General features: G+C 49.7%; 18 protein-coding genes. All 18 read right to left on the bottom strand.

Going from position 1 to position 19,644, the window contains the following annotated elements; all coding sequences use genetic code 11:
- Position 1: 1 nt before the first annotated feature.
- On the bottom strand, positions 2-805 hold the full coding sequence (locus tag ABC831_RS10985) for a hypothetical protein (RefSeq protein ID WP_343248168.1): 804 nt from the start codon (positions 803-805) through the stop codon (positions 2-4).
- Positions 793-1,068 (bottom strand): hypothetical protein, encoded by a 276-nt coding sequence (locus tag ABC831_RS10980; RefSeq protein WP_343248167.1) that lies wholly within the window; start codon positions 1,066-1,068, stop codon positions 793-795. The genes ABC831_RS10985 and ABC831_RS10980 overlap by 13 nt, the downstream gene beginning before the upstream one ends.
- Positions 1,069-1,126: 58 nt before the next feature.
- Positions 1,127-1,408, bottom strand: coding sequence for a helix-turn-helix domain-containing protein (locus ABC831_RS10975; RefSeq protein WP_343248166.1), 282 nt, complete (start codon positions 1,406-1,408; stop codon positions 1,127-1,129).
- A 376-nt stretch (positions 1,409-1,784) separates the two neighbouring features.
- On the bottom strand, positions 1,785-2,801 hold the full coding sequence (locus tag ABC831_RS10970; protein ID WP_343248165.1) for a PD-(D/E)XK nuclease family transposase: 1,017 nt from the start codon (positions 2,799-2,801) through the stop codon (positions 1,785-1,787).
- 766 nt (positions 2,802-3,567) lie between these two features.
- Positions 3,568-4,191, bottom strand: coding sequence for a stage II sporulation protein R (spoIIR, locus tag ABC831_RS10965; RefSeq protein ID WP_343248164.1), 624 nt, complete (start codon positions 4,189-4,191; stop codon positions 3,568-3,570).
- Between the two features lie 121 nt (positions 4,192-4,312).
- Positions 4,313-5,383 carry a Ger(x)C family spore germination protein gene (locus ABC831_RS10960; RefSeq protein WP_343248163.1) on the bottom strand — a complete coding sequence of 357 codons (1,071 nt, stop codon included), beginning with the start codon at positions 5,381-5,383 and terminating at the stop codon, positions 4,313-4,315.
- Complete coding sequence (locus ABC831_RS10955; RefSeq protein WP_343248162.1) at positions 5,380-6,480, bottom strand: GerAB/ArcD/ProY family transporter; 1,101 nt, start codon at positions 6,478-6,480, stop codon at positions 5,380-5,382. Before ABC831_RS10955 ends, ABC831_RS10960 begins: the two co-directional genes overlap by 4 nt.
- An 8-nt stretch (positions 6,481-6,488) precedes the next feature.
- Complete coding sequence (locus ABC831_RS10950) at positions 6,489-8,021, bottom strand: spore germination protein (protein ID WP_343248315.1); 1,533 nt, start codon at positions 8,019-8,021, stop codon at positions 6,489-6,491.
- A gap of 137 nt (positions 8,022-8,158) precedes the next feature.
- Positions 8,159-8,827, bottom strand: a complete 669-nt coding sequence (locus ABC831_RS10945; protein ID WP_343248161.1) for a GntR family transcriptional regulator — start codon at positions 8,825-8,827, stop codon at positions 8,159-8,161.
- Positions 8,828-8,830: 3 nt separating this feature from the next.
- Positions 8,831-9,703 (bottom strand): 4-(cytidine 5'-diphospho)-2-C-methyl-D-erythritol kinase, encoded by an 873-nt coding sequence (ispE, locus tag ABC831_RS10940; RefSeq protein ID WP_343248160.1) that lies wholly within the window; start codon positions 9,701-9,703, stop codon positions 8,831-8,833.
- Positions 9,704-10,542: 839 nt separating this feature from the next.
- The gene (locus tag ABC831_RS10935; RefSeq protein WP_343248159.1) at positions 10,543-11,310 is read right to left on the bottom strand and encodes an SDR family NAD(P)-dependent oxidoreductase; all 768 of its coding nucleotides are present in this window, start codon (positions 11,308-11,310) and stop codon (positions 10,543-10,545) included.
- A 17-nt stretch (positions 11,311-11,327) separates the two neighbouring features.
- Entirely contained in the window at positions 11,328-12,104 is a 777-nt protein-coding gene (locus ABC831_RS10930; protein WP_343248158.1) for an SDR family NAD(P)-dependent oxidoreductase, read from the bottom strand.
- 27 nt (positions 12,105-12,131) lie between these two features.
- The gene (locus ABC831_RS10925; protein ID WP_343248157.1) at positions 12,132-13,157 is read right to left on the bottom strand and encodes a Gfo/Idh/MocA family protein; all 1,026 of its coding nucleotides are present in this window, start codon (positions 13,155-13,157) and stop codon (positions 12,132-12,134) included.
- Positions 13,158-13,218: 61 nt separating this feature from the next.
- Positions 13,219-14,319, bottom strand: a complete 1,101-nt coding sequence (locus ABC831_RS10920; protein WP_343248156.1) for an autoinducer 2 ABC transporter substrate-binding protein — start codon at positions 14,317-14,319, stop codon at positions 13,219-13,221.
- 87 nt (positions 14,320-14,406) lie between these two features.
- Complete coding sequence (locus ABC831_RS10915) at positions 14,407-15,408, bottom strand: ABC transporter permease (protein ID WP_343248155.1); 1,002 nt, start codon at positions 15,406-15,408, stop codon at positions 14,407-14,409.
- Positions 15,405-16,391, bottom strand: a complete 987-nt coding sequence (locus ABC831_RS10910; RefSeq protein WP_343248154.1) for an ABC transporter permease — start codon at positions 16,389-16,391, stop codon at positions 15,405-15,407. Before ABC831_RS10910 ends, ABC831_RS10915 begins: the two co-directional genes overlap by 4 nt.
- A 26-nt stretch (positions 16,392-16,417) precedes the next feature.
- Positions 16,418-17,914 (bottom strand): sugar ABC transporter ATP-binding protein, encoded by a 1,497-nt coding sequence (locus tag ABC831_RS10905; RefSeq protein ID WP_343248153.1) that lies wholly within the window; start codon positions 17,912-17,914, stop codon positions 16,418-16,420.
- Between the two features lie 43 nt (positions 17,915-17,957).
- Positions 17,958-18,740 (bottom strand): SDR family NAD(P)-dependent oxidoreductase, encoded by a 783-nt coding sequence (locus tag ABC831_RS10900; protein WP_343248152.1) that lies wholly within the window; start codon positions 18,738-18,740, stop codon positions 17,958-17,960.
- Positions 18,741-19,644: the final 904 nt, after the last annotated feature.

The following is a 19,644-nucleotide window of genomic DNA, read 5'->3' as shown; positions in this document are numbered from 1 at the left end:
CTTATCCGCCGGCAGCGGCCAGCTTCGTGACGAGCTGCTGCATGAGTCGCCGTCGGTACTTTTTCCGGGTTCGCGCCTTCTTGGCGTGCTTATATAGGTGCCACCACTTCGGGTGGTCGTTTGCGTTGTAGAGTAGGGCGTCCACGAACTTGCTCACATAGTTGCAGACGATCTGAGCCGCTGTCCTCGCTATTTCCACCAGCTGCTCGGCGAGCTTCTGGATCGCAGCCTTGGCCCGCTCGATCATTTCCTGCGCAGCGCTGAGGAAGGGAGCGGCAGTCTCCGGCGTGATCGTGAGCTCCAGCGTCATGCTGTCGGGAGGCTTCTCTGCCTGCTGCCGCTCGTCTGCTGCCACGAGGTCGCACCAGTTCTCGAAGTCCTCCGGGCTCATGTAGCCGTCGTAGACGTAGGGATCCGGCTCTGCGCTGGTTTCCTTGCCGTACCATGGAATATTTGCCGGGAGGTCTGCCGGGCGCGGCAGGGGCTCAGGTGGGAAGGCGTCGCAGCCGTCCAGCTTGTTGTAGCCGTTCTCATAGTGCCAGCGGATCCCTCTCGCCAGCTCGGCCACCGTCATGTCCTCGCCGAAGTGGCCGCAGTAGTAGCCGTTCAGCATGACGGCCCCCGGATCCTTCTCCAGAACTTCGCGGGCGGTGTCGAGGTCGTAGGACTCGAAGGTGTCAGAGTCAGGATCGAGCCAGACGGCCGTTGCGTTCCAGCTGCGGCCGGTTTTCCAGACGATCACCCATGCGATCCCGTCCCGGAGCTCATCGGCGTATTCTCTCGCGATTTCGTTCAATGCTGCCATGCTTCTGCCTCCTTCCTGATGTGAACGACGGTCACGAGGTCGTCTACTTCGTGCCGTGTTATGTAGGTATCTGTCCCGCTCAGGCCGATAAACTGGAGCAGGGGCTCGAAGCCGTCGAGCATGTAGCTGGTGACGGCCACGGCGTTGAGCCGGTAGACTGCCACCTCCACAATGCAGAGTTTCCCGTCTGCCTCTTTTATGGCCGGGAATGACGCTTTGCAGAGAAGGTCGGCGTCATACTTGAAGTCGTTCGGGTTTGTCATTGTTTCGCTCCTTTCTTGGTATGCCCCGCCCGGTATCTCCGGGATCCTCCGGGGCCGCTTATATGGTCGCGTGCTCTTTGTGGGTTTCCGGTTCTGCGTCTCTGGCCCGTCTCCCTCGGCACTTAAAGCTCTCTTGGAGGCGGCGCTGGGCCAGTTCTGCGCTGTACCCCTGCCGCATGTTGCGGTCGAGCTCGCCGGTGTCGCCGCGTTTCAGTTCCTTGTAGACGGTCGCCACATGGACGCCGATCGCGTCGGCTATGTCCTGCGGGCGGTCGCCGTTCTGGTAGAGGCGCTCCAGCCTTATGCGGTCTGCCAGCGTCAAATACTTGTACCTGCTCACGTTTTCACCTCTCTTTCGCGGTTTTTAGCATATAGATAAGGAAAAAAATAATGCGATCGGCTTCCCGGATAGGGCTCCGGGGCCTTTCGCATTTAATGTTACATTCTTCAATGCGGTTAGAGATTACTAAGAGATTACATAAAGAGAAATTAAGAAATAACAGCACTTAAAAAAGCACCGCTGACTTTAGATTATTTTTCATGCATCGCACGTAAATGCCAAAAATACGGGCATTAAGGGCTCATAGCTGTTAAGAACTGTTCGTATCAACTGCTGTAAAAAGATAGATTAAAAAATCGGGTAATATAAAAGAAACGCCGCACCCTTTTAAAGTTTTAGGCCATAATCCAATCACAAGATCAAAGTTTTATCCGGCTCACCAGTAAACCCGGACTGCCTCTTTCGCTTCGTCCGACGATAATCGGAATTCCTTCATGATTTCCTGAATCGTCTCATCCTGCGATTTATTCACTTTCCTGCACAGGGATATGCATACCCTTATTCCTTCCTGCAAGCCTTCCTGCAAGCCCTCTTGCAAGCCCTCTTGCATACCTTCTTTTCTGGCCTGACTCAGCTCTGAAAAACGGATATCTGCTTCATATTTTTCGGTCAACATCGACATCAGCTCCTTTTTATTCTTCGCCATGCTGCGAAGTTCTTCCCGGATTTCCTGATACATTTTCCCATTGGGCACATCCTCTTTTATACCAAATTGGTCCCCATTTACATCCGCCAGGAAGGCCAGGAAACTGCCCAATTCTTCAAGCTCCGGCGGACATCTTCGCTCCAAAACCTGTTTTAAACACTTATCCAGTTCAACATATACCACACGGGACAGCTCGGACAGTTTCACTCCTGTATCCGTCTCATTTTTGCGATAGTGGATAAAACTGTTGTTGCTTTGGAACTGGACCGGACTCTCCTTCATGAATACAACCGCATAAGTCGTAGGGATATCCTGGAAACCCATCTGGGACTTTTTCTTCCCTTTTTCCACAGAATACTGCAGCATGATCAGATCCGATACATACACGTCCATTCTCTCGGTGACAAATTCCTGGGCTTTCCGCTGCATCTCCATATCAAAGATACCTTCATCCGACATCCGGGCCAAATGGTCCAGAATCGTGTTTTTCGAATATATAGATACCTTCGGCGGCTCCGTATTCATGGATCCCAGTACAACCAGATCCTGATGAAAGATCAACCGGAAGATCTTTGTCACCCGGTCAGGGTGATTATCCGGGTGAAAGGCTTTCTTGAACGGCAAATCATAATACAGCTCCGGCAGCCTTTTTCCAGATTCAATCTGGTCAAATTCCTCCCGGATTCTCCGCGGCATTATCGCTTTTAATGCCTCGTAACTTTCTGAAATTGTCCGTGTTTTCTTCATTCATTTTCCTCCTTTAAGTATAATAAAATCACTGGAAATTGGCAATAGCGAGCGCTATGCGGTTAGAGTTTTAAATAAAAAATAGAGAATGCAGCCATATCAACTGCTTAAGATTGTTATTAATAATAGCACAAAAAGCCTATTTTGTATAGAAGTTAAATATTTCATAGCAAAGCCGATGTCAGAAAAAATAAAACACTATCAGAAAGAACGGCATATATAGACACTATCCCGCGAGTCTGACTGGTACAGTTTATTTCCCGCTCTTTTATGTCATTGCCAGATCCTCTTTGATTGTATCTCAGAAAATCAAACTATGGATAAATTGTCCGAAAACGTAATTCTGCTGTTTAAAAGTAGTTTAAGGGGGAGACCGACAGACGGCCAAACCTTGGAACAAATCATTGTCAATCCCACGATGATCGAGAGAAGCGTTACGATTCACGGCCAACTTTGGTAAATGAGGATTTTGAGAGGGGACTGGCACCTTTCGGTAGGAAAGCTAAATTTTCAAGTAACTGCGTGGAGAAAGGGGCCTGTCCCCGGACGTTGGCTTATCCGGGGAAATAAAGCGAGTGCTTCCCGCGAAGGATGGATCATTCCAGTCAGCATCCGGGGACAGGCCCTTTTCTCTACGCAGTTTCTTGAAAATTTAGCTTTCCTACCGAAAAGTGCCAGTCCCCTCTCTAAATCCCCATTTACCAAAGTTGGCCGTGAATCGTAACAGAGAAGCACTACACAGAAAATCTGACGATTAACATTCCGGTCACTTATTCAGAAACGTCAAATACTTAAAACTGATCCTGACCTCCGGCTCTCCAGTGACAGATTCGTACTCCTGTTCCGTCAGGACGTTCTTCAGCATCTGTTTTTCTTCCTCCGGTACGACTGCGTGGGCAGCATCTACAAAGCAAAGATTCGGGTAGAGGACACACCACCAGTTTTTCCCCTGGGCTTTACCGATTTCCACTCGTAAAGCTTCGTAATATCCTTCCGGAAATGTACAGTCTCCGTATGTCTTGATGGGAAAATAAGCCTGTTCCAGTTTGGCCGTTACCGGATATTGGTATCCCTCTTCCTGAATGATGGTTTCGGCCAGTAATACAATATCATTCAGATGGGCCTGAATCATATTGCGGGTCTGATTGATATCGTCTGCATCGGTCAGAATCGACTGCATATAACGGACGATTTCACTTTTTACTTTTAATTTAAGGGCCTGGTCCTGGTCGGTATCACTGTTGGCAATGACGTGAAAGCGGATGATCTGACTGGCGATTCCCTGCTGGATCTGCTGCGCTCCTTCCGTCTTTTCAGCTGTCAGAAATGCAGCGGTGAAGCCCAGAAAAAGAGATAGGATAACTACGAAAAGATTATTTTTAAGTTTCATTATGTAAACCTCCTGATGGAAATATAATTGTTTTTTGTCCTATCAGGAGAATTGCCCTATCGACTGTTTTCTATACAGATATTTTATTATTTTTTAGCTATGAGCACTTAGCGGCTGTTTTTTATTCAAACTTCAGCGAAACTGTAGGAATCAAGCGGATCGCCTGTTCATATTCCTGCTGCCGGTCCCGATAATCCAGCGCGATCTTACGGCTTCTGCTGCCTACGGTCCGGTAGCTGTCCAGCAGATCCACCTGGTATTCCTGCTGCCACAGACCGTAGATCTCACGTATCCTGGTTTCCATCTGCTTTATGGCGGATTGCTCGATCTGTCCAACCGTATCATGACTGTTTGTATCACCGATGACAACCCTTGCTTTTCCACTTAGCTTCAGTTTATACACTACCTGTGTGTCCTCCTGGTCAAAGACAGATTCTATGCGGTTGTTCCGCACTTCGATCATATTTCCTTCCTGGGTCTGAAAACTGAAGGGAGCCTTCACTCCCCGTGCAAAGAAAATCACGTCGCTTTCCCCCACACTGAGCTCTCCGATATAAGCGAGGCGGGAACAGATTCCGTAGGCAGTCACCGCGATCTGTTTCCCATCTATATCCACAACCGGGATCATAAGAACGCGGTCCTGATTGTGCCAGTGATTCAGCAAATCCTGCAGGGTAACGGCCTTTTCCTCCGTCAGATAGTCTCCGTTTTCGTACATATTGTTCAGAAAACCACCGGCATCGTCATGCCCGGCCACGATCTTCGTGGCTGTTTCATCTCCCAGAAATATTTTCGTGCTCCGGGCGAATGCCTCCTGTTTTTCAAAATACTCCAGCAGTTCCAGCAGTTGCCTGGTATCAGAAAAAATCTCCCGGTTCAGTACGATAGCTTTCAAATGCGAATAATCCAGGTGTTTATCCGAACGAAGATCATATATTTTCTCCGCTTCATACAGGCTGGCCGCGGTTATCCCGGTTTCCGGCAGGTCGCCGGAGGTCTTGTCGGAAGAGTCCCCGGAATCACTGCCTTTGTCTGAAGTTTTGGGAAATCCATAGGTCACATACAGACCTTCCCGGGTATGATCCACTCCCAGGGCCAGCACAAAAGCTTTGTCTTCCAGCTCATCTTTTCTGCCGCATCCCGTCAGCATCAGTATCATTCCCATACAGAGGATAACGCCGATCCTTCTCATCTCTTCGCCCCCTTTCGTCTGCCCTGAATCCACTCCAAAAAAAGCAGAAGCAGCGGAATGGCAATGGCCGCCGGCATCCCGATGTATTTCATATAACTCATATAGGTCTGATAGATAGACTGATAGTTATCCGCCCAGCTGGCCAGCAGCAGAATGACTGCCGCGAACGGGATCAGATAAATATGCATTTTTTCATTCCCGATGAGCTGCTGGATAACCAGACTGCTATAGAAAATACAGGAATTTACAAATGTAAAAATACTCACGAGCCATATCACTATCAGTATGGTATCAAATCGGCCCAGCACATTCAGGGGTGTCCGCACGATGGTCATCAGGGAGATGATCGGCCAGTTCTTGGCATATGTGCCGCCCACGCCGAAGGCGCTGACTACCAGCAGGATGAATACCAGGTTAAACAGTCCCACGATCACCGCTCCATGCATGGTGGTCCTGTATATCCTGGCATCCCGCTTCATAAATGGAATGATGAACAGCATCATACCCAGAATACTGAAAAATATCAAAACACCGTATCCTCCCGCTAACACCTTTGGAACCGTGCTGACGAAGATCGGGGCCAGGTTATCGAAGTCCAGATCCTTGGCCGTAAACAGTAGCATTATAATGACCGGCCCCAGAACCATCCAGTACAAAATCTCCGTCATTCTGGCCCTGCCCTCCATACCGCCGGCGGCCGCATATACCGCCAGCACCAGCAGTACGATCATGATAATCTGTACGGATGTATCCGGCAGAAGCACCTGCCGGACTACTTCCCCTAACAGCCTGGCCGCGAAGGCCCCGGAAAATAAGAGCTGTACCAGATAAAACGCGCCGATGATATCCATACCGATCAGCCCGCAGCGCTTTCTGGCATACTGCATATACTCCCCGTCGATCTTACGCCCCAGCTGGCATAGCAGCAAAACATAGAGGGTTACGAAAACCAACCCTGCCGCCATGGCTACCACACCGTCACGGCCGGCCGCCCCAACCGTGATTCCCGGGATTACCAGTCCGGTAATCCCGATCAGTTCCATCACCATCATTCTTTTTAATTGCCGGAGCGAGATCCGGCGGTTATTTGAAAACATCTGCTTACTCACTCCTTATCCCCGTGTTTTCCCCGGAACCGGACCCGGGCATCCCGCCGTGCGAAAATGGGGCGTCTGATCATGCGGAACACCGGCGCACGCACGATCGAATCCCGTTCATCGTGATAGGAATTCATATCCGATGCGACAAACGGCATCAGGTAAGGGATTCCAAAGCTTTTCAGCTGGGATAAGTGGATCAGTATCGCCAGTAATCCCGCCATCCATCCGTAGATCCCAAGCCAGGCACTCATGAAGATCAGAAAGAATTTCAACAGCCGGAACGCAGTCGAGAACTCTTCATTGGGAATAGAAAAGGAGCACAGGGCCGTAAGCGCAACCACGATCACGACGATAGGGCTGACCAGGTTGGCAGTGACCGCCGCCTGACCGATTATCAGACCTCCCACGATACCGATGGTGTTGCCGATCGCTCCCGGCAATCGGACTCCCGCTTCCCGGAGTAACTCAAACGCCAGCTCCATTAACAGGATTTCCACAACCCCCGGAAATGGTACCCCGCTTCTGGCTTCCGCAAAGGACAGGATCAGTTCCGTGGGCAGGATCTGTGTGTGGAAACCGGTAACTGCCAGATAAAGGCCCGGAAGCCCCATAGCCAGAACCGCTGCCACATACCTGAGAATACGGATAAACGATACGATTTCAAACCGGTTATAATAATCATCGCTGGCCTGAAAAAAGCTGTTATAGTTGGTAGGCAGGATCAATGCCACCGGGGAATTATCGGAGATCAGCACCACCCTTCCCTCCAAAACAGCCATGGCCGCCCGGTCCGGGCGTTCCGTTGTCTGAAACTGCGGAAACGGGGACCGCCAGTTCTCTTCCGTCAGCTGCTCGATTACGCCGCTGTCCAGTACCCCGTCGATTTCAAATTCCGACAGACGCGACGTGATATTTTCCAGAAGGCTTGGATATACCAGGTCATCCATATAGACCAGTGCCACCATGGTATTCGATCTTTGGCCGATAGGCTGTTCCTTGACCTTTAGCCTCGGGTCCCGGATCCGCTTCCGGATCAGGGCTGTGTTCACCTTTTCCGCCTCCGCGAAACCTTCCTTGGACCCACGCAGCACTTTCTCCGACTCTGCCTTCGGCACACCCATATTGGGGTATCCCTTGCTGCTGATCTTGATGGCCTTGTCATAGCCGTCGATAAACATAATCGCATTGCCGGCCATCAGCGCGGCGACTGTGGTCTCCATGGTCGGCAGTTCTTTTACATCGGAGATTCCAAGGCCATTGCAGCGGATATATTCATAAATTTCGTCTCTGGTCATGTCCCACATCCGATTGATCAGCTTGCCGATCACCGAATCCTGCAGCATCATATTACTGACTGCCACCTCCACATAGGCTACGAAGCAGTCTACCTTCTGATCCCGTCCAAGCCGCATAGGCCTGCGGATCACATCGTCGCAGTCCTGAAACAGGCGGTTAAAAAGCTCCAGATTTTTTTGCAGGTCTTTTGATAAATTCTGTTCCTGTTCCTTTTTGTTTTGTTTTTCTTGGTCCTGTCCCATCAGATAATCCCCTTTCCTGTCCCCTCCCACTTAACTGTGAATCATAACAAATCATGTCTTTTTCCGAAAAGAAAAAAGGATAAGACAAGTCTTATCCTCATTTACTGGTATCTTATGTAATTTCTGAAATATTATTCCTAATCCTTCAGCGACTTCTCAATCGCCTTTTTCTGGTTGTCAATATGAACGATAATCGCGTCACGTACTTTTTCCTGATTGCCGGCCTTTAACGCGGAGATAATTTTCTCATGTTCCTTCACCAGCTTTGCATGGCGTTTGTAATCCTTCAGATACTCCATACGGTAACGGTACATCTGCTCCCTGATATTATTCAATATCTGATTCAGGCGGGCATTGCCGGTGGCCTGATAGATAATGTCATGGAAATGCATATCCGCGTCCGCGATCATGGTCAGGTCTCCGGTATCGATAATCTTTTCAAACTCAGCCGAGGCCTCTTTTAATTTTACCAGCTCTTCCTTCGTAATCCGCTCACAGGCTTTGCTTCCGGCCAGCTCTTCCAGCGCCCGCCGCACTTCCAGCACATCCTGCAGATCGGTTTCCGTAATGCTGGCCACTTCCGCCCCTTTTCTGGGAATCATCACAACCAGGCCTTCCAGCTCCAGCTTACGGATCGCTTCCCTCACCGGCGTACGGCTGACCCCCAGCCGGTCTGCCAGCTGTATTTCCATCAGACGTTCCCCAGGCTTTAGCTCCCCTTTCAGGATCGCCTGGCGCAGGGTATTAAATACCACATCCCGCAGCGGCAGATATTCATTCATCGTTACTTTCAAAAAATCGTCCATCGTCTACCTCCTCGTGTTAAATACGCCTGTCAGATATACCTGTTTCGCCAACGGCCCGTTCTTTAACTTCTGATAAGCAGCTCTTGCTCTCCCCGGATCATCAAACAGCCCGAACACGGTGGGACCGCTGCCGCTCATCATGGCGTTCAGCGCCTGATAATCCATCATCACCTTTTTGATCTGTGCGATCACCGGATATTCCGGAACCGTTACCGTTTCCAGCACATTCCCCAGGTTTCCGGCCACCATATTCAGATCCTGATTTCGAATTCCTTCCAGTATCCGGTCAATGTCCGGATGTTCTTTGATCGGTTTGGAGTCCAGCCGCTGATAGACGAGCTTTGTCGATACGCTGACTCCCGGCTTCGCAATCAGCACCTGGCACTCCGGCATAGGCGGCAGGGCTGTCAGCTCTTCTCCGATCCCTTCCGCCAGGGCCGTCCCCCTCATCACGCAATAAGGGACATCTGCCCCTATCCCGACTCCCCGTTTCATCAGCTGCTCTTTCGACAGGCCAAGCCGGAACATCTGGTTCATCCCGAACAGCACACTGGCCGCGTCGGTGCTGCCTCCAGCCATGCCCGCCGATACCGGTATGTGCTTCTCCAGCCGGATCTCCACACCGGTATCAATCCCGAACTCATCCATCAACATCCGCGCCGCCTTATACACCAGATTATTTTCGTTAGTCGGCAGATAATACAGATTCGTCTTAACCGTGATCCCCGGTTTGTCTTTCTTCACCAACTCAATCCGGTCAAACAGACGCACCGTCTGCATGATCATACGCACTTCATGATAGCCGTCCGTCCTGATCCCCAGCACATCCAACCCCAGATTAATTTTCCCCATTGCCTTTAATTCGATCCGCTTCATATATTCCTCCATACGCGCGTTTTCCCGCACATACAAGTATCCCTTATAATTAAATAGTAAGCTACCCTCTAAGGGATGGTTTACCCCTTTCGGTTCAACCTCCCCCTTTGTATTATGTATACAAGATATTATAAACAACTTCCAATAAAAAAGCAACCTCCGGAGACGGAAATTGCTGGTAAAATAAGAATTATAAAAATGATAAAAACAATAAAATCAGATAACATCAGAATTGTAAAATAAGAACCAACGTTACTCTTCCGACCTAAAGGCCGGTCTTTAAGAAAAGCAGATCATCAGCAAAAAAATAACCTGTTTGCAGCCTACAAAAAGCGCACTCCCTAATTTCATTTCCCATTACACTTCACAAGCTTACCATATTACTAAAACAGGAATGATACCCTAAAAAAGGAAGCATTCATCAAAACACCTTACATACCAACAACGCCCGCCCCTTCCCTATCCAATATAAGAATCTACAGTACATACCCGCACAACCAATAGACCATGGAAGCAGGCCCTAAGTAAAGCAGGGAAGGGAAAGGGCGCGGCCGGGCGGAACCAGGCGGGAAATCTCTTGGGGACTAATCACTTGAGGCCGGGCCTTAGAACGGCTTACGCAGAAGTCAGGAGAACCTCGCAGGGCCTGGAACACTGTCCGAGCCGTCCTTTGGCGAGTTTGTTCCGGGCTCTGCCAATAAGAGGTTCTCCTGCCTTCGGAGTTAGCCGTTCTTAGGCCCGGCCGAAGTGATTAGTCCCCAAGAGATTTCCCGCCTGGTTCCGCCCGGCCGCGCCCTTTCCCTTCCCGGCCCCACCCCTCGCAAAGCAACCAGCAACTATCAGGAAACCGTGATCCCTCCGTCCGCAACCAGAACAGCCCCATTCATATAACTGCCTTCATCGCTGGCCAGAAACAGAGCGATATTGGCGATATCCTGGGCCGTTCCCCAGCGCCTTAGCGGAGTACCCTCGTTCAGAAAATGCTGTTCGTCAAAGGTGGATTTATTCAGATCACTTTCATAGATCATAGGCGTATGAATCGCCGCCGGCGCGATACAGTTGGTCCTTATCTTTTCAGGCCCGAACTCTACTGCCATGGATCTGGTCAGGGAGATCGTGGCCCCCTTGGAAGCGCTGTAGGAATCACAGCCCGGTATACCGATCAGCCCGCAGCTGGATGAGGTGTTGATAATGGAACCGCCTCCCCGTTTGCGCAGTAACGGCAGGGAAGCTTTGGAACAATACATCATACCGAACAGGTTAATCCGGATGATTTTCTCAAAAATATCCACATCCAGTTTGTCGATCGTGTTGTCCAGTTCTCCCCAGAATACCGAGGCGTTATTATAAAGGACGTCTATTCCTCCGTACCGCTTATCAATCCCGGCAAATACCGTCTGTACCGCATTCCAGTCGGAGATATCCAATCCGTAAAATTCGGCCTGTCCTCCCGCGGACAGAATCTCCTGTTCGACCTCCCGGCCTGCCTTTTCATCCTTTTCCAGAAGCAGGACCACTGCCCCTTCTCTGGCAAATGTCTGTGCCGCCGCTTTTCCAATTCCGCTTCCGGCTCCGGTCACAGCGGTTATTTTATTTTTCAGCCGCATATTAACGCACTCCTCCTTTACCAAACCGTGTAGCCGCCGTCCGTTACCAGCGTGGCTCCGGTCATATAATCCGACGCTTCAGAGGCCAGAAATACGGCGATATCGCCGATATCATCCGGTTTTCCCCAGGTCCTAAGCGGGATCTGCTCCAGAGAATCCTGATAAAATTCAGGATGTTCCTTCACATATTCCTTATTGATATCCGTCATATAATAGCCCGGACAGATCGCATTTACCGTGATGTGGTGTTCTGCCCATACCCCCGCCATCAGCCGCGTCAGGCATTCGATTCCGGCCTTTGACACATCATAGGCGCCGATTACCGGATTACGCATCGCCACTTTACCGGTCATGGAGGCCAGGTTGATCACTTTGCCCGCTTTTTGTCCAATCATGATTTTTCCAGCGTGTTTCATCATCAGGAAGGTTCCCGTCAGGTTTGTGGACAGTATCGCGTTCCACTCATCCAGACTTTCTTCCACAAGAGGCTTATCACTCCTGCCCACAGCGGCATTGTTGACCAGAATATCCAGATGACCTGCCGTCTGCATCACATAACTGCAGGCCTCGGCCACACTCTGTTCCCTGGTGATATCAAGTACACAGGTATAGGTCCGGTTTCCGGTCTCCTGGCTGATCTTTTGGGCCGTTCTCTTAAGTCTTTCCTGGTTTCTCGCCATCAGGAATACTTCCGCCCCCGCTTGGGACAGGGAGCGGGCAAAGGATTCCCCCAGCCCCTGCCCTGCTCCTGTCACTACAGCTACTTTTCCCGTTAGATCAAATTTACTTTTCATCCTTTTTTCCTTAGATCCCTGGATCTGTCAGTATTTCACTACGACGGGTTCTCTCGTCTTAGCGGATTCCATCACGGCCAGCAGCGCCAGGGAAGTGTTGGCTGCGTCCTCTTTCGTTACCAGGAATTCTTTGCCGTCCAGAATACGGTCTACGAAGGAGCGGATGCTCTCGTAGGCGAATCCTTTTACCTTACCGTCCACCTTATTGCGGACAATGATATCCGGGGTCACCACTTTCTTATCTGTTACCGCCTGGATCATGTTATGGCTGGAACAATCGATATTTACCATACCTTCCGTTCCTAAAACAGTAAACTTGATATCATTAATACAGGTATTGGCGTTGGGCGTAATCCAGCCGCTCTCCATCTGCGCGATGGCTCCGCTCTTGAATTCCAGGGTGGTCAGATACATATCCGGCACATCCACACCCAGATCTTTTAACACGCCCTCCCGGGATACGGAGTAGACACGCTCCACTTCCGAATTCATCAGGAATCTTAAGGTATCCAGGCAATGGCTGCCCAGGAACCAGAGGATCGAGGACTGCGCCGACCAGGAAAGCATATCCGTAGCCACCCATTTGATGTCATTCAGCCTTCCGTAGGCACTGTACGGGGTTCCCAGATCTCCCGCCTCGATCAGCTGTTTTGCCGTATTGACCGTAGGATTCCAGCGGTTATGCAGGTCCACCATCACCCGTACTTTATTTTTGTCAAAAGCGTCCATCATACGATAGACATCGTCCCGGGTGGTGGCCAGCGGTTTTTCGATCAGCAGATCCTTTTTCGCCTCCGCACAGGCAATCGCAATATCCGCGTGCAGGAAATCCGGTGTCACGATAGCGATCGCATCGCAGCTGGATTTTGCTGCCATTTCCCTGTAATCCGTATATACTTCTTCCACACCGAATTTGGCTGCCAGAGCCTCCGCCCTGGAACGGTCCTTATCGCAGATTGCCACCGTCCTGGCAAATGGATGTTCATTATAGATACTGGCATGTGTCTCGCCCCAGATCCCGGCTCCCACAATCCCCATTCTCAATTCTTTCATATTTTCCTCCTTTCGTGCGTTTTTCCGCACATATAGGTCCTGTCTGAAATGCAGTCAGTTATTAGAAATCATAATCATGTACATTTTCTTTTGTGAAAATAATGCTGGGGATGTATCCCACAGAGCTGCCATCTTCCACAATCAGTTTCCCGCCGTACTCACCATAGTCTTCATTATTCTGAGGAAGCTTGCCGGTATCCATATAATTCACGGCCGCCGCAACCGCATCGTATCCCATTACGCCGGGATCCCAAAGGGTAAGTTCCGGAATCACGCCTGCGTCAATATACTCCGCGCACTGGGAAGGCATACCGATGCCGATCGACATGATTTGTCCCGTCTTATTGGCAGATTGAATGGCCATAGCTGCTGCCGGAGGATTTACCGAGGACACACCCGCCACCGCTTTTAAGTCGGGATAGGTCTGGATCAGGTTCTCAACCTGGGAAACACATTTTTCAAAATTGTCATCACACGCTTCTGTGGCTACCACTTCAATGTCCGGATACTTGGAAAGCACACCTTTGATCGCGTCCAGACGGCGGTTCAATGTCTCAGATCCCAGTCCGCCGGTAAGCAGCGCCACCTGGCCCTTTTCCTCAACCAGCTTGACCAGGCTGTCGCCGATCGCCGCGCCGCTCTCTTCGGGATTACCGGCGGTCACGCAGAATAACCGGTCGCTGTCCGGTGCGTCGATATCGAAGGTAAAGATGGCGACACCGGCCTCCATGGCTTTGTTGATGGTAGGTATAATAGCGGTACTATCCGCTGTGGATACAAGAATCGCGTCCGCTCCCTGTGTAATCAGGTCTTCGATAAAGGTAATTTCCTGGTTGACATCCTCTGAGGACGGTCCGGTGTAGGAAATGATCTCCGCATTAAAATCTTTCGCCGCTTTTTTGGCACCCTCTGCCGCATAGTCAAAATAGGGGGCTCCCATTTGTTTTACTACGATACCGATCTTATAAGGTTCACGGTCCGCTGCGCTTTTCTGCGCATCATCGGATGCTGCCGGTTCTGCCGCAGGCGTGTCTTTGTCCTCTGCCGCCGGAGTTGCCGCAGGCTGTGCAGCCGGTTCTTCCGCTTTGCTGCCGCATCCCGTCATAATCATAATCAGTGTTAAAACAAGGGCCATCATGGTAACTAATTTTGTTTTTTTCATACTTTTCCTCCATATTACTAATAAATGGTTGTGAACGAGTGACTTTCCATGCTTGCGCCAACCACCTCCCGTAACCGTCCGCATTTATCATGCGTCGCTGTTTTTGCGCCTGAAGAGGCTGGAAAATACAAAACCGCTTCTGCGTTTTGCGTCATACCCGATAGCCAGCAGCAGGACGATACCCATAAATATCATCTGCCAGTAGGCATTGACGCCCAGCAGGTTGAAGCCGTTGATGATAAAATTCAGGATCAGGATACCCAGCATGGTTCCCAGGATATTCCCCTGTCCGCCATTGATGCTGGTGCCTCCCATCAATACCGCCGTCACCACATCAAACGCCGTATTCGTTCCCGCGTCCGGCGAGGCGGAGATCAGTCTGGATGAAAATATGATACCTGCCAGGGCCGAGAGCACCGCGCTGACCACATATACCAGGATCGTGATCCGGTCCACGCTGATTCCGGCGATATTCGTCGCTTTTGGGTTCCCGCCTGTGGAGTATATAAATCTGCCGTATTTGGTTGATTTCATAATCCAGTGAAACAGGACGATGACCGCGATCAGGATCAGGATCGGAATCGGAATTCCCAGAACACTGCCATGGGCCAGCTGGTCATAACCTTTTGGAAATGTACTGACCGGTTTCCCTTCCGTCAGGACATAAATAATGCTGCGCAATGCCGTCATGGTCGCCAGCGTCCCGATAATCGGCTGAAACCTGGCTTTCGCAATCAGAACCCCGTTGATTATCCCGATGAGCACTGCCGACAGGATACCCAGTACCACCGCAAGCCCGAAAGGCATTCCATTTCCATAACAGATGCCGATCACCACCGGGACGATGGCCATCACTGTCCCTACGGACAGGTCGAATCCGCCGGCTATAATAACCACCGTCATCCCCACCGCTATAATCGCCACCTCACTGATCCGGGTCAATACCGTCACGATATTATTTAGAGTGAGGAAACTGGGTTTCATGATTCCCATGAAGAGGAACCAGACCAGCAGAAAGGCCACCAGCGCCAGCTCGTATCCCATCCGGGTCAATATGCCGCCTTTTTTTGTATTCTTCGACGCCTTCATTGTCCCTTCCCCCTTTCCTGATAGATCGCTCTCGCTGTATCCAGCAGCAGCGCTAATATAATAATCAATCCGGTAATCAGTCCCTGATAATTCGCGGAAATCTTTAGCAGTGTCATACCGTTCAGGATCAGTCCCATCAGAATAGCACCGAGAATCGTACCGTACACGGTTCCCTTTCCGCCCAGAAAGCTGACCCCGCCAAGCACCGCCGCACCGATGGCGTCCATCTCATATCCGGCACCAGCCGTAGGCTGGATCGCTCCGGTACGGCCGATGAATATCATTGCCGCCAGCCCGGTCAGAATCCCCGAGGCCATGAATACCATCACTTTTGTCTTGTCCACACGGATACCGGCCAGCTTCGCGGAATCCTCGTTGCTTCCGATCGCGTAGACATGCCGGCCAAACTGGGTATATTTCATGATCAGCGTAAACAGAATGAGCACCAGCACCAGGATACAGGCCGGCACCACCCCGTTTCCAAAGAACAGGAAGTCCTTCGGCAGGTTAGTTGTCCATTTCCCACCGGAATATACATAGGTAATCCCACGGAAAATGTTCATGGTCGCCAGGGTTACGATGATCGGTTTGACCTTCAGCCTGACAATCAGTATCCCGTTCATTCCGCCGCAGACGGCTCCGGCTGCCAGACAGATCAGCAATACCGCCCAGGCCGGAAGGCCCATCTTGATAAAAGATCCGGCTATGACACAGATCAGCCCCACCATGGAGCCCACGGACAGATCCACGCCTTTCGCTATAATCGCCAGCATCATTCCCACAGAGATGATCCCGTTTACCGCGATCTGTTTGGATATATTTAATAAATTGGTTCCACTGAAAAAGGAATCCGACTGTATTCCAATAAATATGGAAATAAGAAAAATGAAAATAACGATTGTCAATTCCGGGGTATTGATTAACGCATGCTTAAACGTCTGCCCCGCACCTCTTTGAGTTTTGGCCGCAACTTCTTTTTTCACAACACCAACGCCTCCTTCACATCATCCTAATTTCTGTCCGCCCCTGTTGCATAACTCATAATTTCTTCCGGCGTCACGGCATCTTTCTGGAAAATACCCGCTGCCCTGCCCTCATGCATCACCAGAATCCGGTCACTCATACCGATCACCTCCGGCAGTTCGGAGGAAATCATGATAATACCGTATCCCTGGGCCACCAGCTCATTCATCAGATCATAGATCTCCGCTTTGGCCCCCACATCAATTCCCCGGGTAGGTTCATCGAAAATCAGGATTTTGGATTCACTGGCCAGCCATTTCGCGATGACCACCTTCTGCTGGTTCCCGCCGCTTAAGTTCCTCGTCAGCTGTTCGATGGAAGGAGTCTTGATCGTCAGCTTCTTTACGTACTCTTCCACCAGACTGCGTTCCTGTTTCGAATGGATCACCGTATTATGCCGGTTCTTCGCCAATGCGGTCAGGGTACTGTTCTCCTGTACGCTCATAAGCAGAACGAGCCCTTCGTCCTTTCGATCCTCCGGCAAGAAGCCGATCCCCAGCTTGAGCGCCTCTTTCGGACTTCGGGGCATGGGCTGTCTCTTCCCGCCGATGGTGATCGTCCCGGAATCCGATTTGTCGATTCCGAAGATCGCCCTGGCCACCTCGGTTCTCCCGGCCCCAACCAGGCCCGAGACACCCAGGATCTCTCCCTCATGGAGTTCAAAGCTGATATCTTCAAATGATCCGGCGCTGGTGAGATCCTCTACCGCGAAGATGACATCTCCGATCTTATTTGTCCGCTCCTTGAAGCGGATATTTACCGTACGTCCCACCATCATGACCAGAACATCGTCCAGTTTCGCATCCTCAGTATTTACCGTCCCGATATATTCCCCGTCACGCAGCACGCTGATCCGGTCCGATATCTCAAAAATCTCGTTAAACTTGTGTGATATGTATAAAACAGAAATTCCGTTTGCTTTCAGGTCCTTGACGATCCTCATCAGGGTCGAAACCTCATGCTCCGAGAGAGAAGAGGTCGGTTCATCCATGATGATCAGCTGCGCGTTCATGGTCAGGGCTCTCGCGATCTCAATCAGCTGCTGGGTAGCCACCGTAAGTCTGCCGACTTTCTCCGTGGGCGGTACATGAACCTCCAGCTTTTCCAGCACTTTTGCAGTCATGGCGTTCATTTTTTCCCAATCGATCGCGCCGTGTTTCTTCGGTTCCCGGCCCAGGAACACATTTTCCGCCACCGTGATATCCGGGCACAGGGTAAGTTCCTGGTAAATCGTGGATATACCCGCCTGCTGTGCCTCCCAGGGATGATTCACTTTCAGCGGTTTTCCTTTCCACAGAACCTCACCCGACCAGCCCTTAAGGGCTCCTGTCAATATTTTGATCAGAGTGGACTTACCGGCCCCGTTTTCGCCTACCAGCGCCAGGACCTCCGCCTCTTTTATGTCCAGCTGTACTTTATTCAGAGCAAGTACACCGGGGAATTCCTTCGTAATGCCGGTTAATTTTAACAACGTTTCGGCCACACGCTTCACCTCTTGCTTTCCTTAGATTCCGGTCTGTTGTCTCCTACCAAACCATATAACCGCCGTCCACCTGTATAATCGTCCCATGTACATAAGCAGAGGCTTTGGATGCCAGATAGAGAAGGGTTCCGGCCAATTCCTCCGGCTCCGCCATATGGCCTGCTGGAATCAGGTCCTTAGCCAGATCATAAAAACCGGGATCCGCCTTAAAGAATTCTTTGTTGGGATCTGTCATAAAGTAACCGGGAGCGATGGCATTCACATTGATATTGTATTGCGCCCACTCGCTGGCCAGAGCTTTGGTAAGGCCGTCGATGGCCGCTTTGGAGACATCGTAGGAACCGCCGTGTACCCCTTTGTTGATTACCTTTCCGGATATGGATGACATGTTGATGATCTTCCCTTTTTTCCGCTTCAACATTTCTTTTCCCGCGATTTTCGCACAGATAAAGCTGCCGTTCACATTGATGTCAATGACTCTTTCCCATTCCTGTAAGGAAGTTTGATCCGGTGTCTTATTACAGCGGCCGATACCGGCATTATTTACCAGAATGTCTAACTTTCCATAACGGCCGATGATTTGATCCACACACTGCTGCACTTCATCCTCGTGGGTGATATCCCCAAAAAAGCTCATGCAGTCATATCCGGCTTCCTTCATCTCCTGTTCCGCTCTTTGCAGGTCTTCTTGCTCGAAAGAAAACAGACATACTTTTGCTCCCGCTTTGGCCAATGTGCCGGCAAACATTTTCCCAAGGCCCTTGCTGGCGCCCGTAACCAGAGCCACTTCTCCGGTCAGGTCAAATAACTCATTTACTATCGTCATCTTTTCAACCTCCTCGTAAATACTTCTTTTTCTGGTTTCTCGTGTTTCATTCTTGCATTTATCATAAGGCGCCTGCCTTTTGACCCTTTTTGGCTGTTGATCAGCCGCTTAATAAAATAGTTTTATTTAACTCCCAAACCTTGTTGTTACAAGAATAATGATATACCATCACTTTTACCATGTCAATCATTTTTTAAAATTATTTTATAAATTATTTCTGTATATTTTTGGTTATTTATTTTTTATTTTTACGTACAAAATATACAAATTTTGTTTATTATTTTATACATTAATCCCAAAAATTCAAAAAATCAGGGGGGATTTTATTCGTTTTTCCGATTTCCCGCGTATATATAAATTCTTTTTACAATAGATTCTGACGGCAAATAGCAGGATCACCCTGCAGCTCATCATAATCATCCATATTCTCCCCATGGACTGGCTTAAATCAAGATTTTTATGGGTCAAAGTAAGATTCCGCTTTATCCGTCACGGTTACTGAATGAAAGGTTCTTGAACAATGATATTTTTTGATCTGTGAAGATTAGCAGTAAATAGATTTAAGATAAATGAAACTATAGGCTGGAAATCAACTACTGGAAATCAACTGATGGAAATAAACTGTTGGAAATAATCTGTTGGAAATCAATTATTAGATTAACTTATAAGATGTAAATTTTCAGATTTTAATTTTCAGATTTAAACGGTTAGTGTTATACAAGTTAGATTTAAACTATGGAAATAAAATTAAATTTTAACCAACCTTAGCAAGAAGTCCCCCTCTCCTAAAGTGGGGGATGAATTGCGTCGCACACTACTTGATCAATATATAATGATATGTTATTATACAATCAGTCGAAACAGAAAGAAGCTGATTATACATGGAGTTAGACAATAATGCGCA

Origin of the sequence: Diplocloster hominis, from assembly GCF_032380655.1 — a bacterium.
GTDB lineage: Bacteria > Bacillota > Clostridia > Lachnospirales > Lachnospiraceae > Diplocloster > Diplocloster hominis.
Note: the sequence above shows the minus strand (reverse complement) of the source record. Positions and strands in the feature narration are given on the sequence as shown.

Coding starts and splice junctions, on each gene's coding strand:
- ABC831_RS10985 (WP_343248168.1), bottom strand. CDS start 805: ATGGCAGCATTGAACGAAATCGCGAGAGAATACGCCGATGAGCTCCGG.
- ABC831_RS10980 (WP_343248167.1), bottom strand. CDS start 1,068: ATGACAAACCCGAACGACTTCAAGTATGACGCCGACCTTCTCTGCAAA.
- ABC831_RS10970 (WP_343248165.1), bottom strand. CDS start 2,801: ATGAAGAAAACACGGACAATTTCAGAAAGTTACGAGGCATTAAAAGCG.
- spoIIR (WP_343248164.1), bottom strand. CDS start 4,191: ATGAAACTTAAAAATAATCTTTTCGTAGTTATCCTATCTCTTTTTCTG.
- ABC831_RS10960 (WP_343248163.1), bottom strand. CDS start 5,383: ATGAGAAGGATCGGCGTTATCCTCTGTATGGGAATGATACTGATGCTG.
- ABC831_RS10955 (WP_343248162.1), bottom strand. CDS start 6,480: ATGTTTTCAAATAACCGCCGGATCTCGCTCCGGCAATTAAAAAGAATG.
- ABC831_RS10950 (WP_343248315.1), bottom strand. CDS start 8,021: ATGGGACAGGACCAAGAAAAACAAAACAAAAAGGAACAGGAACAGAAT.
- ABC831_RS10945 (WP_343248161.1), bottom strand. CDS start 8,827: ATGGACGATTTTTTGAAAGTAACGATGAATGAATATCTGCCGCTGCGG.
- ispE (WP_343248160.1), bottom strand. CDS start 9,703: ATGAAGCGGATCGAATTAAAGGCAATGGGGAAAATTAATCTGGGGTTG.
- ABC831_RS10935 (WP_343248159.1), bottom strand. CDS start 11,310: ATGCGGCTGAAAAATAAAATAACCGCTGTGACCGGAGCCGGAAGCGGA.
- ABC831_RS10930 (WP_343248158.1), bottom strand. CDS start 12,104: ATGAAAAGTAAATTTGATCTAACGGGAAAAGTAGCTGTAGTGACAGGA.
- ABC831_RS10925 (WP_343248157.1), bottom strand. CDS start 13,157: ATGAAAGAATTGAGAATGGGGATTGTGGGAGCCGGGATCTGGGGCGAG.
- ABC831_RS10920 (WP_343248156.1), bottom strand. CDS start 14,319: ATGAAAAAAACAAAATTAGTTACCATGATGGCCCTTGTTTTAACACTG.
- ABC831_RS10915 (WP_343248155.1), bottom strand. CDS start 15,408: ATGAAGGCGTCGAAGAATACAAAAAAAGGCGGCATATTGACCCGGATG.
- ABC831_RS10900 (WP_343248152.1), bottom strand. CDS start 18,740: ATGACGATAGTAAATGAGTTATTTGACCTGACCGGAGAAGTGGCTCTG.